A 13,163-nucleotide genomic window follows, 5' to 3' on the forward strand; every position below is an offset into this window, starting at 1 on the left:
GAACGGGTCTATACTCGCAATGATACACTCCATATTCAGTGCTCTGAAGAGAAAAAAGCAATTGAAGTGAGATTTAAACCACATTTTGCAATTAATATTAGAGAATTCTAATCAAAAAATCGTAGGAATTATCAATTCCTACGATTTTTATTATTGAATATTTTTCCAGATTGGCCCCTCATACCCGGAATTGTTTCCGTACCCCGAGTTGACAAATAGCTCAAAAAAAAGAACCCAATTAATAGGTTCTTTTTTTGTTGCTGATTATTTTTGTTCTAAAATACGTTCAATCTCATCTATGCCTAATTTACTGGCTTTAGCAATCGTTTCAAGTGGTACACCAAGTTCATGCATACCTTTAATCATCTGTATTTTTCCTTGCTGAACCCCTTCTTGAATTCCTTCCTTTTTCCCCTCATTACGAGCATGAGCAAACTTTGCAGCCTCATCCATTAAAGCCTTTTCTCTTGCTTCATATGCTTGACGGAAAGATGAATCTTGACTCATACGTTCCCACTTATTCATTGCTTTTTGTAAAATCGGATCTTGGTTCATGGCAATGTCCTCCAATGTTTGTGTGAGATACTCATCTTCATTCGCTGGTAATAATAATAACCAACGAACAAACGAATCTTCCCACGGATTAACTTTCTCTTCGCGCCATTGCTGTAGTAACTTTGGAATCTCTACAATATGAACTTCTATATCGTCACTTAATAACTTTTGTTGTTGCTGATTCCAAAGGATTCCTGTTGTATGAAACGCTTCATATTCTGGAAACATCACAAAGTTTAACAAGTTAATGGTAATCGTTTTATGAAGTGAGCTATAAGGCATTCCTTTTTGCAATTGAGAGGTGTATAACCTTCCCCAATAATACAAGCTTCGTTTGATCATATCGTGATTGTTATTCAATTGTATTTCTACATTTACCTTTGTTCCTGTATTTAATGTAGCCGAAATATCTAAAATCGATAATTTATCTTCTTCATATTCTCGATGCAAATGTGGATCTTCTAATTGTAGGGAAACAATAGGTGATTCTAAAGAATCTTTTAATATGGCATTTAAAAAGGCAACTAAAATATCTTCATTCCCATTTGTACCAAATAACTGCTTAAATGCAAAATCGATACGTAAATTTACTAATGAATTGGACATGGTTTTCCTCTTCCTGTTTCAGACTATATCTTTACCTTTATTGTACATAAAACCAAAGTCAACATGCAAACAATCCCTATGATTTATATAGAGGATGCATACAGATATACACGATGGGGTAGCACCACATCGCTATCAAGCTAATATTTTAAAGTACCTCCAAAACGAAAAAAAACGGTACTCTTTCTATCTAAGATGTAGGAGGACTATCGTTTGTTTTTTTGAAATGTAAAAAACTTTTGACAATCATAATGGAATTATATAAACTAATAATGTAAAAAGTTTTTGACAAAATTAGGGGTGATGTTCATAAAAATGGAGAACATAATTCGTATTTTACGTAAAGAGAGAAAGCTTTCCCAAGAAGATTTAGCTAAATTATGTCATGTTTCAAGACAAACGATTAATGCGATTGAGAATAACAAATATGATCCTACATTGGAACTTGCTTTTAATTTAGCTAAATCCCTTGGTGTAACGGTTGATCAATTATTTATTTATAAAATCTAGATAAGGAGTAGAGACAAATGAAAAATGGAATTAATATCTTATTTACTTGTTTATACATTGTGATTATGGGTTTACTTGCTTTTGAATGGTATGAGAAACAACAGATTTCTATAACCTCGTTATTTGTAGCAACAATCATTTTGCAATCATTATTTATGAAGAGAATTTTGAAAGGTAAAAAAGAGAGCGAGAATTTTATTGATGAAATGTTTTTACATATCAGACAGAAAAGCTTATCAATTTGCTGTTTTGTAATGTATGTATTAACTTTAGGTACTTTATTTTTATCAGAAGGAACATGGAATTTTAGCCATATGCATAATAAACCGTTAATCTTTCTGGTTTTCTTATATCCTATCGTTTACCAAATAAGTCATATATTCGTTTCAAGAAACAACTCTTAATAGACTATTTAAAAGTGGAAAAAAACGCTATTCTTTCAATATAAGTTCAAAACGAGAGGATGGCGTTTTTGTATGTCTATTTCTTCTAAGCCAAATTACAATGTAAGAAAACTGATTCGAGGAGCATGGTGCATGAGGTATTTTAAAGGAAAACAGTTCAAGAAAGATATAATTTTGGTAGCTGTCGGTTATTATTTCCGTTTTTCTTTAAGTTATCGTGATGTATCGGAAATCCTGAAAGAACGTGGAGTTTCCGTACATCCAACAACAATCATGCGTTGGGTACATGAATATGGAAATTTGATCTATCAAATTTGGAAGAAGAAAAAGAAATCAGCACATTTTGCATGGTATTTAGATGAAACCTACATTAAAATCAAAGGAGAGTGGTGTTACCTCTATCGTGCGATTGATCAAAAAGGATACACTTTGGATATCCAACTCCGTAAAACAAGGGATCCTCAAGCCGCCTATATGTTTATGAAAAGACTAGTGAAGGCTTTTGGGGAACCAACGGTTCTCACAACAGACAAGGCTCCTGCTCTACTTTGTGCGTTCAAAAAACTAAAAAAGAACGGTTTTTATGTGCATACAAAACATTGCATTGTTAAACATCTCAATAATCTCATAGAACAGGATCATCGACATATAAAACGGCGCTTTGCCAAGTCTTCTGGCTTCCAAAATATTCGTCATGCTTCACGTACGATAAAAGGAATTGAAACGATTCAGGACATATATAAACAGAGACGAAGTCTTCAATCAGGCTCCGTCTTTTCAGTGTACAAAGAACTACAGCAATTAGTAGCAGTTGCTTAAAGCTAATCCTCAATCTATAGACTTCTCTATATTTTTTCCAACTTTGCAACAGAACCTATTATTTAGTAGGATACTTTGTTTTTGGTACTTATAACGAATCCTTTGTTATATCAAGGGATTCGTTATAAGTACCAAAATTGTCAAAATGTTAGTGCTACCCCTTATAGATGTTTTTTTATTACTTTTTTGTTATTATTTTCATTAAAGGATCGAATTTAAAGGATTCTATGAAAACATAGAAAGGAGAAAAAATGAAGAAAACTATAGAGAAAATAATTAAATCTATAATAGAATCAACATCTATAACAGACCTATGTAATAATCAATTATGTAATACCCTAAGTCCAATCATAGATTTTTTTATTTTTCCAGAATACCTAATTTTCAAAGCTACTACTTACTCTAGCAAAATCATATTCTTACTATTATTTTTAGCTATAGTTTTTATCTTTGGAATTTCATTCGAATTTATTTTAAAAAAGATTTTCAAACAAAGTGCACTTTTAGAAATAACTATAAAAGTTTTCGAAAAAATAATAACTGCAGCAATGCTTTTCTACTTTTTCAAAGCAATAATATATTTAATAAAGTTAAAAAAACATTAGATTAATATTTTATAACTTAAAGCTACCCCTTATAAGTACCAAAAACAAAGTATCCTACTAAATAATAAATACCGTTTATGGAACCTTCTTAACGTACGGAAAAATCAAATTTTTTAAATGAAAGATTCCTTAGCGTACGACATTCGCGTTATGTTGGCGGGACCCCTATAAACGGTATGACTTTATTTCAAAACTACATATTCATTCAAAACACGATAAAACAAGGAATAAATAATCAACTAATAAATATATTTTTTCTGAAAATTTATGCTATAATTAATCTGTACAAAGGTTGGTATCCTTTTACTTCTAGTATTGTATTGATTTATATGTAGTACCCTACTACTTAAATATGGATCTACAAACAAAAAGAACTAGTATGATACTAGTTCTTTTTGTTTATTTAGAATAAATAAAATTCAAAAAACACATAAATATTCATGTTACCATATATTATGACACTCAATTTTGTTTATACCATACAACAAAATTAAACTAATCCCTTATCTATTATAGATAAGGGATTAGTTTGTATAAATAATTTTTACTTAACAATTTTAATCCTGCCCAAAGATTAAAAACCATATTAAAAGTTTACATAACCCCACTTATCTGTATTCAATGTATCTAGAAAAAACCCCTTCAGTTTACTTTCTGAAGGGGTTTCGTATTTACATAATTATCGTTATCAGAAGTTATTCTTGGATTCTCATGATTGGATCTTGATCATGATAACCAATACAAATTGGGAGATGAATTGTTGCAATAATTTTTTTAAATGTGACAACAGTTCTAGCAATAAGATATAATGTTGTGCCTAGTGCTTTCTCATTATTATCAAATCCATTTTCAGCGTAAATCTGAGCAAATTCTTTTAAGTCAGGACCTTCTACTTCACTAATCCAATCACTTGCCCAATCATCATCTTCTTCAGATAACTTTGTATACTCATCGCAAATAAAGAAAGTACTGTTCCAGTCGTTGTCCATATCATATTCAAAATAAATGGCTTCTGCGGAATTTTGATTAGCTATATGTAGGGAGGTAGAAAAGGCATCTTTCAACTTACTTTGAAACAAATTTAAATTTATATTTTGGATTCGTTTTGCTTGTTCTTTTCCTACTAATTTGGAGCATAGGTCGTAGTATTTCGCTTCAATCTCTGAACATGAATGTTTTAATAATTCCGCTTGCATTCGATCTAAATAGTCGTATATTTCCATATTATCCATTCCTCTCTAAAAATAAGGCTTATATACTATTCAAGTTATCATAATTCTCGTTATCAGAAGTTGATTAACATCAGTTTATTCGTCTTATGAAATAGAAAACTAAGGAGGACAAAGTAATAGGGAGACTAAATTTAATAAATTCCATTATAGAATAAGATACATATCCTCCAGATAATCCGATGCTCATTAAATATGTATAGGAAAAACCTAATAATATAAACATGGGTATTCCAATACTTAATTTATAACTTCTTTTTATTTTTCTATAAGGGGTCCTGCCGAAAACGCACATATTATACGCTAAGTAAATTTCAATCTAAAAAAATCAAATTCCTGTACGCTAAGAATCGACTTTTTAATTTTGTCTTGTTAAGTTAAAGCCCCCTATTGATGAACAGGCAACTTAGACAAGATACTTTTCAAACCAATTGCATGCTTCAAGTTTCATACTATAATTAAATTGATGATTTACAAAAGGCATACTTAGTTGAAGGTTTTCAGGATGTTCGGAGTACACTGGTAATAATTCTTTATAAAGCTCTAATGAATAGATGTATGGAGAATCAGTGTCTTGATCACCATTAATTATTAATAGTGGTCTTGGTGAAAAACTACTCAACCTTTCAAAAGGGTCTATCGTTTGAAAATACTCCGTTCTTTTGTCTATCTCTCTTTCTGCTTCCTGAATCTGTTTACTCCATTGTTCATAAGTATTTGTTGAGAGAATGCTGTCTTTCCATGCTTTAGTAAAAGTTGGCTTTCCTGCTATCGGAACTGCAACTTTTATATCCGGGTTATTTGCTGCGATATAAAATGATGCATATCCTCCCATAGAAAAACCTGATATTCCTATTTTATTTGAGTCAATCTCGTCTCTACTTTCAAAATATTTAATAAGAGTTTGTATATCTATTGCAGATTGTTCTATAACTTCATGCATATGGACATATATGTCCAAACCAGTATCTGGTGGAAAGACTTCAGAGAATTTATTACAATCATTTTCTAGTTTTCTCTTACCGTGTCCTTTACAATCCATGCTTATGTAGTAAAAACCTTTCTTTGCAAGCATATACCCAAAGTCCATAGCTTGTTCACGGTCTGCTCCATACCCGTGAATATACAGTACCAATGGACAATTTAATAATCCTTCTTGAAACATACTTATAATCGGGATGTCATTTGCTATTTGGTCTTCAATTATTATTTTTGTCATAAGCAATACTCCTTTTATGTTTTTATGGGTTATAACAATTCGTTCTTCCGCTGAAGCGCCCTCTCGTGGAAGTTTCAAAAAACTCTAGCCAATTGAATTGCTATTTAACAAATCCAATTTTTCCTTAGTTCATTCGGAAATCACTTTAAACATTCCTGTCATATTAGGTGAGTAATTTCTGAAATTATATTTTTCGTAAAACTCACCTTTTCCTTTTGAAGCAAACAAACCTACAAATGCCTTATCTGGTGCATTTTCTTCAAGATATTTCATTAGGACCTTCATAATTTCCTTGCCAATACCTTTTCCTTGATAGTCGGGATGAACCACTATGTCTTGAATATAGAAATAAATAGCACCATCCCCTACAATTCTTCCCATTCCTATGATATTATGATTATCTTTAACAATAATGGAGAATACAGAATTCCGTATTGAAATTTCTGCAGCATCAAAATTCATAAAATCTTTCCACCCAACACTTGAACACAAATATATGTATTCATCTAATGTTGGGGGCGTATTTGTTAAAATTTCATAGTTTCTAATCATATTTCCCCCCCCCTAATCATACAAAGAACCGGGTAAAAGATATCCTAAATTATGTCTAACAGTACACTATTTCTTTTTAATCATGTACTTGCATAGAAAGATAATAAATTCCCTTATTGGTTACGAAGACATATTCTTCATAACTACAAGCATAATAGGCTCCTATATCTAATTTTACCCAATAAACTGCTCCAATCCCTTGTTCAAATGTATTCAATAACTGTTCTATTATAAACTCCTTCGGTGTTAATCCTTTCAAATCATATCCACTGGGTATTGTTCCGAACCAATACTCCTCACCGTCAGGGAATTCACAAGAAAGGAAATCCTGCTGCCATTCATTCAACTGTATAAGTTCTATTGTGTCGTCACTAGTAGCTTTTATATCCTTTTTTATAAGCTCACATATATCTTCTTTTGTATTTTCTGATAAAAGATATAGTCTATAATCATTACCTACGCCATCATATTCATTAACCTTAGCAAAATCACTTAATATTCTATTAATCTTTTCCATGTCTAAGCTCCTTCATCAATAATTAGGAAATAATTCCAATATTATTATAGCAAGGTGCTACACGATTCCCTATGAATATGTTTTATATTTGGCGGTATGCCTTATTTACAATGTTTTGAATGTATACTTTTCTTGTTGATTTTGAGGGTATTAGGCGGATTGGGGTAAAGTCAATGTTTTCGGTAGTTTGAATGTGAATAAATGGCTAAAAGTTTACTTTCATGTTTTAGGTCTAAGGAAAGGGAAATTAGAAGGGGCTAGTTCCTTGTTGGGGGGGAGGTTGATAGAATGATAAGGTGTTTAGGGTCATATGAACAAGAACTGGTCTGTGTGTAGCCAACGGAACTAAAAGAGGCAACAAGCAATAGCGGACATTCTAAATGATCCTAAAAGGCCTAGTGACAGGGTAGCTGTTCTAGTCCGCAGGGTTTCTTCCAATAAAAGTAATTTAATTGTTTAATAAGGTAATAGAAAAGAAATGACAACGTGTGTCGACATAATTTCTGTCGACTTCCATTTCCGTACAGTGGCGAAGAACCCCTTCCATCATAGCTGCCACTTCCGAAGAAAGACAGGACTTTAGCTGAGAATAAATACAAGCTGACTTTCGATCTGTATGCAAATAGATCATAACTCCATGTTTCTTATAACGAGGATGCCATTCAGAAAGCAGGTTCTGATCCCAAGAGCCAAAATGTTTTGAATCGGAAGCACATGCAGTGGTAGATTCTCCCCATACCTCTTTCATTCGATTGTAGATGATATGGTTGGTAACCTCTGCGTTGGCTTTTCGTAAATGGTCCTTATGAACAAATTTTTGACGTATATACCGAAGTTCCCGATAACTATCTAGGTGGTTTCCAGCAGAAACAGTTTTTAAACATGTATTCGTTCCTAATCCAAATAAACTTAGAAGAAGCCGTCGTTGGACGGTTTCCCGTTCTAAAATCTCTCGATTGGCTGTGGTTTTAAAGTGTTTGGTAAACTCTGTGTGAAAATCTGTTTCTTTTAGTAAATCGGGGAAAAAGAGTTCAATCCGAAGGAATTAATTACAACACAAAAAGAAGGGCAAAGTATTCGCCGGGCATAATTGAGGTAGTGGGGGACAGATCCTCATGGATAAAGTCGATTAGTTAGCGAATATAGAAATAAAGCGCCCGATGATATGGAATAAATTGTTCAGAACAAGACTTTGATAGTCTTGTTTTTTTATACCGCTATTGTAATTAAACTTGGTATGAAAACTTTGGGAATTAGAAATATATAGATCTAAAAGGTTTATGAACTTGCATAATGAAATTGGGGCCGGGTTCTATGATGAAACCGGCCTCATTTTTCTACAGGTTATCAAGATCAATAAATACATCATTCGCTGTTCTTACTTGTCTTATTTTTTTGTATATCGCCCAGTTATAATTGGAAGATTAATCGAGAATGACAAAAGTTTCTTCGTTTCCGTCGGTCACATAAGAGATATAGTTTCCAGAATGACGTAACAACAATTTTCCAAAAGACAAGTAATCAAGGAGGTTTATTCATGTCAGACCAGCTTCTCCCCCCATCCATTTCAGGTGCCATCTCTGAGTGCAGCCGCTCGGTCGAATTCCAGAACGCCCAACCTGGGGCGACGGTGATCCTCGAGCGGATTCGTAATGGAACGACTCAAGAGGTTGGAATGGTACAAGTCCAAACGAGTACAGGCAGCGTTCCTCTGAATCCGAGCGAGGAATTTCAAGATGGTGACCGTATAAAGGTTTACCAGAAAACCAGCACAGAGACAAGCTTGAAAATGCCCGACAATGCCGCCATCACAGTACAGAAGAGCGGTGCCCTCACCTCCCCATGGTCTTCGCCTCTCTATGAATGCTCGCAAAAATTGATCCTTGCCGGGATGCGGCCGGGAGTCATGGTGGAGGTACTCAATGGATCCAACCCAATCAGTCAAAAAACGGAGGCGACGGCCTCCGGGGAAGCCGTGATTGATGTGACGGCTGGCCTGCCTGCCCGCGGCACGGTCCTAAAGGTCCGGCAAACATGCTCCAATATTATAAAGGAATCCGACTTACCGCCAGTGGTGCCATTGGAGGCCCCTGCCCGTGCATTTGACACCCCTGTGGTGGCAGATGGACTTTATGAATGCTCACGTGCGGTCAAAGTAACAAACGTTTACCCTGGGGCGACCGTGACAGTCACGAGTCTCGACCGACATTGGTCGGCGTGGGGGTGGTTTTATGGCGGTTCCAACCAGACCCCCCTCTGTATCCCCCTTCCGACGGCCCTGGCCAAGGGGGAAAAGGTCGAAGTTCGGCAGGAGGTAGCCCCGCATTGTGAGAGGATTCCAGGAGTTTTTGTCGGCAATGCTGCTCCATGGGACGAAACGAAAAAGCTTGATAAACCTTGTGTAGATTTGATATACTGTGGCACCACTCCGGAAATTCTCGTATCCGGGGTCAAGCCCGAAGCTAACGTTAAAATAGATGTTTATGATAGTTATGGGCTTTTGAATGGTACATACTATACGGTCGCCACTGTCAAACATTGCAACGACTCTGCAGCCCCTTGCAGCAATCAGTACGTATCTCTCCCGCCACTGCCGACGCTTCAAAACTGTTGGTCTGTGACAGTAAGTCAAGGAGAATGTGAACATTGGAGTGATCCGTCTGACTGGCATACAGTAAATCAGTTGATTGACCGGAATACGGCTTATCTGCCTGACGATACGAACAAGAATTTGCACATCGCAACCGAGCTGTACGAGTGCCAGATCACGATACCGGTGAAGAATATCTTCCCAATAGCAGGTAGAATCCGTGTTATTTCGAGTACCTTCGGTGATATCGCCAATGTACCTGTGACGGAGGATACTATGTCGATTCAGGTTGCCAGCCTTCAAAACGGTGATACCATTACTGTCGAGCACGACTTTTGCGGACAAACGGAAACGGACACAAAGGGTGTCAAACCGAGTATTTTCAGCACAGGGGAAATTGTGGAGCCTCTCTTTGATGGGGATACTTTCGTAACGGTGAATGACGTTACCGCCGGTGCCTACGTCCAACTTTGGGATGATTCTGGATACTTGGATTCTGGCTACGCTCCTTTGAGCGACACCGGAAAATCTACCGTAGTCTTCTCAAATTTCGGAAGGCTAAAACAACGCCATCAGATCTACTTAATTGTGTCGTACTGTGGGACCAATGTGACTACTGAAAGGCGGATCCTGGTCAAACCCCAGCCGGTTCTCGATGTCTGGCTGAATGATAATCCAATCATTAGGGACAACATTATCTGGGAAGACTCTAGCGGCACCCACCCTTATTCTTCCTGGAGTTCGGGTTGGAAACTTGAGCTTCAGGATGCCTTCGAACAGGCAAGAAATGGCGGCTCGATTATCCCGTTAAACTATATTCCAGACAACATGTTGGACCCTGGCAGCAACATCCTTAGGACCGTCCTGAAACCTGACGATGCGTGGGCTTTTTTTAAGGCTATTGTGGCACAGTCGCTGGCGGTCGAGATTGGAAAGCAGGTGTTGTGGTCCATCCTTACTTATTCCCAGGAGCAGCTCGCTCAGTTATTTGATGGCAGAAGAATGTTCAAATCGGCACCTGCACCCCATCAACAAGGCTTTATATTTGCGGATGGTGAAGAGGTCACTCCCGCACCGGCCGCGTATAGTTATCAATTCCTCAGAACGAATGATTTAATCGGGAGTTCGCGGTATGATACGATTGTGCGTATCCTTAATTGGTGCCGCGATAATCTGCGGCACGCAGCAATCCGCACTGCGGGGGATGGCATCAAATTTTGGAACTACTATGGGGATCCTCTGATGAAAAGTATCCTTGAAGGAATTAAGGATCCCACAAATCCAAAAGTCTTATGGCATTGGACGGAAGGGTGCTGGTGCACCACGGGGCTTCTTCGACTGTTACTAAGTGCAATCAACATTCCTGTTAAACTGATCCAGAACGGGGTTACGAGAGACAATACAGGCCAAATCGTGGATGAAGGGCACGCCCAGCCGTGGTTCATGGCGGATGATCTACACCTAGGTCATGGTGACGATCCCTACGATCAATTTATGAACTTGGAAGAACCCGTGGGTATAGGAGGAGTTCCACCCATTCCGACTGATAAGCTGCTGATCAATGCAACTACGTTTAATAACTGGTTTGGATCCAGTGTCAGTGATAAACAAAATAGAGCCAACATCGGACGTCAGCTCTTAGAATTAGGTATTCAATATCTTCCAAATTATCTTCTCAAATCGTACTGTAATGATAGAATAGCTGGAAAAAATCATGCAAATGGTACAGTATTCCAGCAGTTTGTGTATAAAGATAACAACACAGATCCGAACCCTATCTTTATTTACAGTCTAGCGCAACTTGAAGCGATGAAGCTATGGGACCGAATAGAGGCAAAAATAACAGCTTTATGTGAATGTGGGAACTTTCGAGAATAGCCCTATTGGGTCTCGTTTTGTTCATAAACGGCTCGTTTTAAGGAATGTTTTTAGTATTTATAGGTAAGTTGGAATCAACATTTGAATTCAAGAGCGTGGAATAAATCCACTCTCTTTTTTATGATTTCATTACTTCTTAATCCAGAATCTCATAGTTTTTATGGTTTACAACGGTTACGTTATTTTCATAATCAATTTTCCGTAGGATTTTTAAGGGATTTTAATAAGTACGGAACTTTCATAAACATTTTTTACAATCCCGATGATCCCTTTTTTAGACTGAATCTGATCGTTTATTTTAGCTTTTTTCAAGATATCTCACCCTTTTTGATTTTCAATTTACAGAACAAATCTTATAAGTTCAATCATTAGCGATAGAAAAACTCTTTTACTTTTATTGGAAATAATCCTGCGGACTAGAGCTGCTCCCCTGTCACTAGGCCTAAAAAGGGTAAAACCAGCAATTAAATGACGAAATGCAAATTGCCCAAAAATAGGAAAATAATATTTGTTTTTTATACAATATTAAAGGGTTTGACCGGAATCATATTGAAAAGGTTAGGATTCTTTCTTTTAACTGACTACTTTTGTCAGGGTTGACGTTTTAAAATGAAAGGGACAACTAATTAAGGAGGCGACCAACGATGGTCATGACATTGGAGCAATTTCGCGAAATTTTGGATGAGAATCGTCGTTTAACCATTCGAACAATTGCGGCTTTTCCTGAAGACAAATTATTCACCTTTGCACCGGTCGAACCGCTGCGGCCATTCTCAAAAATGATTTTAGAGATACTAGATATTGAACGCGGATATATACGCGGTATCGCTCTCGGTGAATGGGAATATAGCCAACCTTTTGCTGGTGTTTCGACCAAAGAGGAACTTTTAGACGGTTGTCATGAAACAAAGGAGGTTGTGCAAAAATGGTGGCCAAAAATCACTGAGGAACGGTTGCACACCGTAGAAAAAGATCCCTTTTTTGGTGGCGAAATGAGTCATTTCGAACGTCTACATTATGCGTTGGAAAATGAAATCCACCATCGAGGCCAAGGTTTTATTTACTTACGGTTACTTGGGATTGAACCGCCAGCGTTTTGGGATCGATAATAAAAAGGGACAACATTTTCATTTAACCCGGATTCGTTCCGGTTTTTTTTATACCGGGAAACTTTTAGGTAAAACCAGCAACTGAACGACGAAGTGCAATCTATCCAAAATAAACAATACAGTATCCATTTAGCTGAGTAATTCAACATAAGATTAAATGTAGACTATTGATTATGTCGTTTGTTTTTTATTAAATACTACGGTACGTGAAATTTTATATTTCTTTTGTTAAAAAAGCCCCCATAGATCTTACACCTATAAGAGCTGCCTAAGGATATGTCGACTCTCTTCTATTGTAACAGTCTTTCGCCATACATGAGAAACATAATGAACCAAAAACTGACTATCATAACAAGAAATTCTTTAAACCTTTGCTGAAAGGAAATACGACTTTCTTGCATTCTACACGCCCCTTTTCTCTACATCTTTTTATATGTTAAAATAAGTGGGAAAGAAATGTGCCAATTTCTTTCCTAGACGGTCACTCATGACTTTGCTCTTTGTTTGCTTTTGCAAATGAAGAGCTTTTATTTTGCATACTTATACTTGCTTTCCAGCATCGCATAACGT

The 13,163-nt window shown here is 36.5% G+C and carries 11 protein-coding genes and 2 pseudogenes; 6 read left to right on the forward strand and 7 right to left on the reverse strand.

Annotated elements, in window-relative coordinates; all coding sequences use genetic code 11:
* Positions 1-264: 264 nt before the first annotated feature.
* The gene (locus MR109_RS27055) at positions 265-1,161 is read right to left on the reverse strand and encodes an Rpn family recombination-promoting nuclease/putative transposase (RefSeq protein WP_242274538.1); all 897 of its coding nucleotides are present in this window, start codon (positions 1,159-1,161) and stop codon (positions 265-267) included.
* 315 nt (positions 1,162-1,476) lie between these two features.
* Between MR109_RS27055 and MR109_RS27060 the strand changes: the two genes are divergently transcribed.
* The 4 genes from MR109_RS27060 to MR109_RS27075 all read left to right on the forward strand — a co-directional run bounded on the left by MR109_RS27060 (position 1,477) and on the right by MR109_RS27075 (position 3,499).
* Positions 1,477-1,671 carry a helix-turn-helix transcriptional regulator gene (locus tag MR109_RS27060; protein WP_242274539.1) on the forward strand — a complete coding sequence of 65 codons (195 nt, stop codon included), beginning with the start codon at positions 1,477-1,479 and terminating at the stop codon, positions 1,669-1,671.
* A gap of 17 nt (positions 1,672-1,688) precedes the next feature.
* Positions 1,689-2,075, forward strand: coding sequence for a hypothetical protein (locus tag MR109_RS27065; protein WP_002146677.1), 387 nt, complete (start codon positions 1,689-1,691; stop codon positions 2,073-2,075).
* Between the two features lie 132 nt (positions 2,076-2,207).
* On the forward strand, positions 2,208-2,894 hold the full coding sequence (locus tag MR109_RS27070; protein ID WP_242274540.1) for an IS6 family transposase: 687 nt from the start codon (positions 2,208-2,210) through the stop codon (positions 2,892-2,894).
* Positions 2,895-3,145: 251 nt separating this feature from the next.
* Positions 3,146-3,499 (forward strand): hypothetical protein, encoded by a 354-nt coding sequence (locus tag MR109_RS27075; protein WP_059038291.1) that lies wholly within the window; start codon positions 3,146-3,148, stop codon positions 3,497-3,499.
* Between the two features lie 695 nt (positions 3,500-4,194).
* Here MR109_RS27075 and MR109_RS27080 read toward each other — a convergent pair.
* The 6 genes and pseudogenes from MR109_RS27080 to MR109_RS27100 all read right to left on the reverse strand — a co-directional run.
* On the reverse strand, positions 4,195-4,722 hold the full coding sequence (locus MR109_RS27080) for a hypothetical protein (protein WP_242274541.1): 528 nt from the start codon (positions 4,720-4,722) through the stop codon (positions 4,195-4,197).
* A 79-nt stretch (positions 4,723-4,801) separates the two neighbouring features.
* Positions 4,802-5,005, reverse strand: a pseudogene (locus tag MR109_RS30315) (hypothetical protein); the annotation flags it as partial.
* A 129-nt stretch (positions 5,006-5,134) separates the two neighbouring features.
* On the reverse strand, positions 5,135-5,947 hold the full coding sequence (locus MR109_RS27085) for an alpha/beta hydrolase family protein (protein WP_242274542.1): 813 nt from the start codon (positions 5,945-5,947) through the stop codon (positions 5,135-5,137).
* A 129-nt stretch (positions 5,948-6,076) separates the two neighbouring features.
* Positions 6,077-6,496, reverse strand: coding sequence for a GNAT family N-acetyltransferase (locus MR109_RS27090; RefSeq protein WP_374202587.1), 420 nt, complete (start codon positions 6,494-6,496; stop codon positions 6,077-6,079).
* A 79-nt stretch (positions 6,497-6,575) separates the two neighbouring features.
* Positions 6,576-7,016, reverse strand: a complete 441-nt coding sequence (locus MR109_RS27095; RefSeq protein ID WP_000411519.1) for a hypothetical protein — start codon at positions 7,014-7,016, stop codon at positions 6,576-6,578.
* Between the two features lie 487 nt (positions 7,017-7,503).
* Positions 7,504-8,034: pseudogene (locus tag MR109_RS27100) on the reverse strand (Tn3 family transposase); the annotation flags it as partial.
* A gap of 519 nt (positions 8,035-8,553) precedes the next feature.
* Here MR109_RS27100 and MR109_RS27105 point away from each other — a divergent pair.
* Positions 8,554-11,484, forward strand: coding sequence for a hypothetical protein (locus MR109_RS27105; RefSeq protein WP_242274544.1), 2,931 nt, complete (start codon positions 8,554-8,556; stop codon positions 11,482-11,484).
* Positions 11,485-12,128: 644 nt separating this feature from the next.
* Positions 12,129-12,593: a DinB family protein gene (locus MR109_RS27110; RefSeq protein WP_098988315.1), complete on the forward strand. Its 465-nt coding sequence runs from the start codon at positions 12,129-12,131 to the stop codon at positions 12,591-12,593.
* Positions 12,594-13,163 lie beyond the last annotated feature (570 nt).

The organism is Bacillus cereus group sp. BfR-BA-01310 (assembly GCF_022664325.1).
GTDB classification, from domain to species: domain Bacteria; phylum Bacillota; class Bacilli; order Bacillales; family Bacillaceae_G; genus Bacillus_A; species Bacillus_A paramycoides.

Coding starts and splice junctions, on each gene's coding strand:
- MR109_RS27075 (WP_059038291.1), top strand. CDS start 3,146: ATGAAGAAAACTATAGAGAAAATAATTAAATCTATAATAGAATCAACA.
- MR109_RS27105 (WP_242274544.1), top strand. CDS start 8,554: ATGTCAGACCAGCTTCTCCCCCCATCCATTTCAGGTGCCATCTCTGAG.
- MR109_RS27085 (WP_242274542.1), bottom strand. CDS start 5,947: ATGACAAAAATAATAATTGAAGACCAAATAGCAAATGACATCCCGATT.
- MR109_RS27065 (WP_002146677.1), top strand. CDS start 1,689: ATGAAAAATGGAATTAATATCTTATTTACTTGTTTATACATTGTGATT.
- MR109_RS27110 (WP_098988315.1), top strand. CDS start 12,129: ATGGTCATGACATTGGAGCAATTTCGCGAAATTTTGGATGAGAATCGT.
- MR109_RS27060 (WP_242274539.1), top strand. CDS start 1,477: ATGGAGAACATAATTCGTATTTTACGTAAAGAGAGAAAGCTTTCCCAA.
- MR109_RS27070 (WP_242274540.1), top strand. CDS start 2,208: ATGAGGTATTTTAAAGGAAAACAGTTCAAGAAAGATATAATTTTGGTA.
- MR109_RS27055 (WP_242274538.1), bottom strand. CDS start 1,161: ATGTCCAATTCATTAGTAAATTTACGTATCGATTTTGCATTTAAGCAG.
- MR109_RS27095 (WP_000411519.1), bottom strand. CDS start 7,016: ATGGAAAAGATTAATAGAATATTAAGTGATTTTGCTAAGGTTAATGAA.
- MR109_RS27080 (WP_242274541.1), bottom strand. CDS start 4,722: ATGGAAATATACGACTATTTAGATCGAATGCAAGCGGAATTATTAAAA.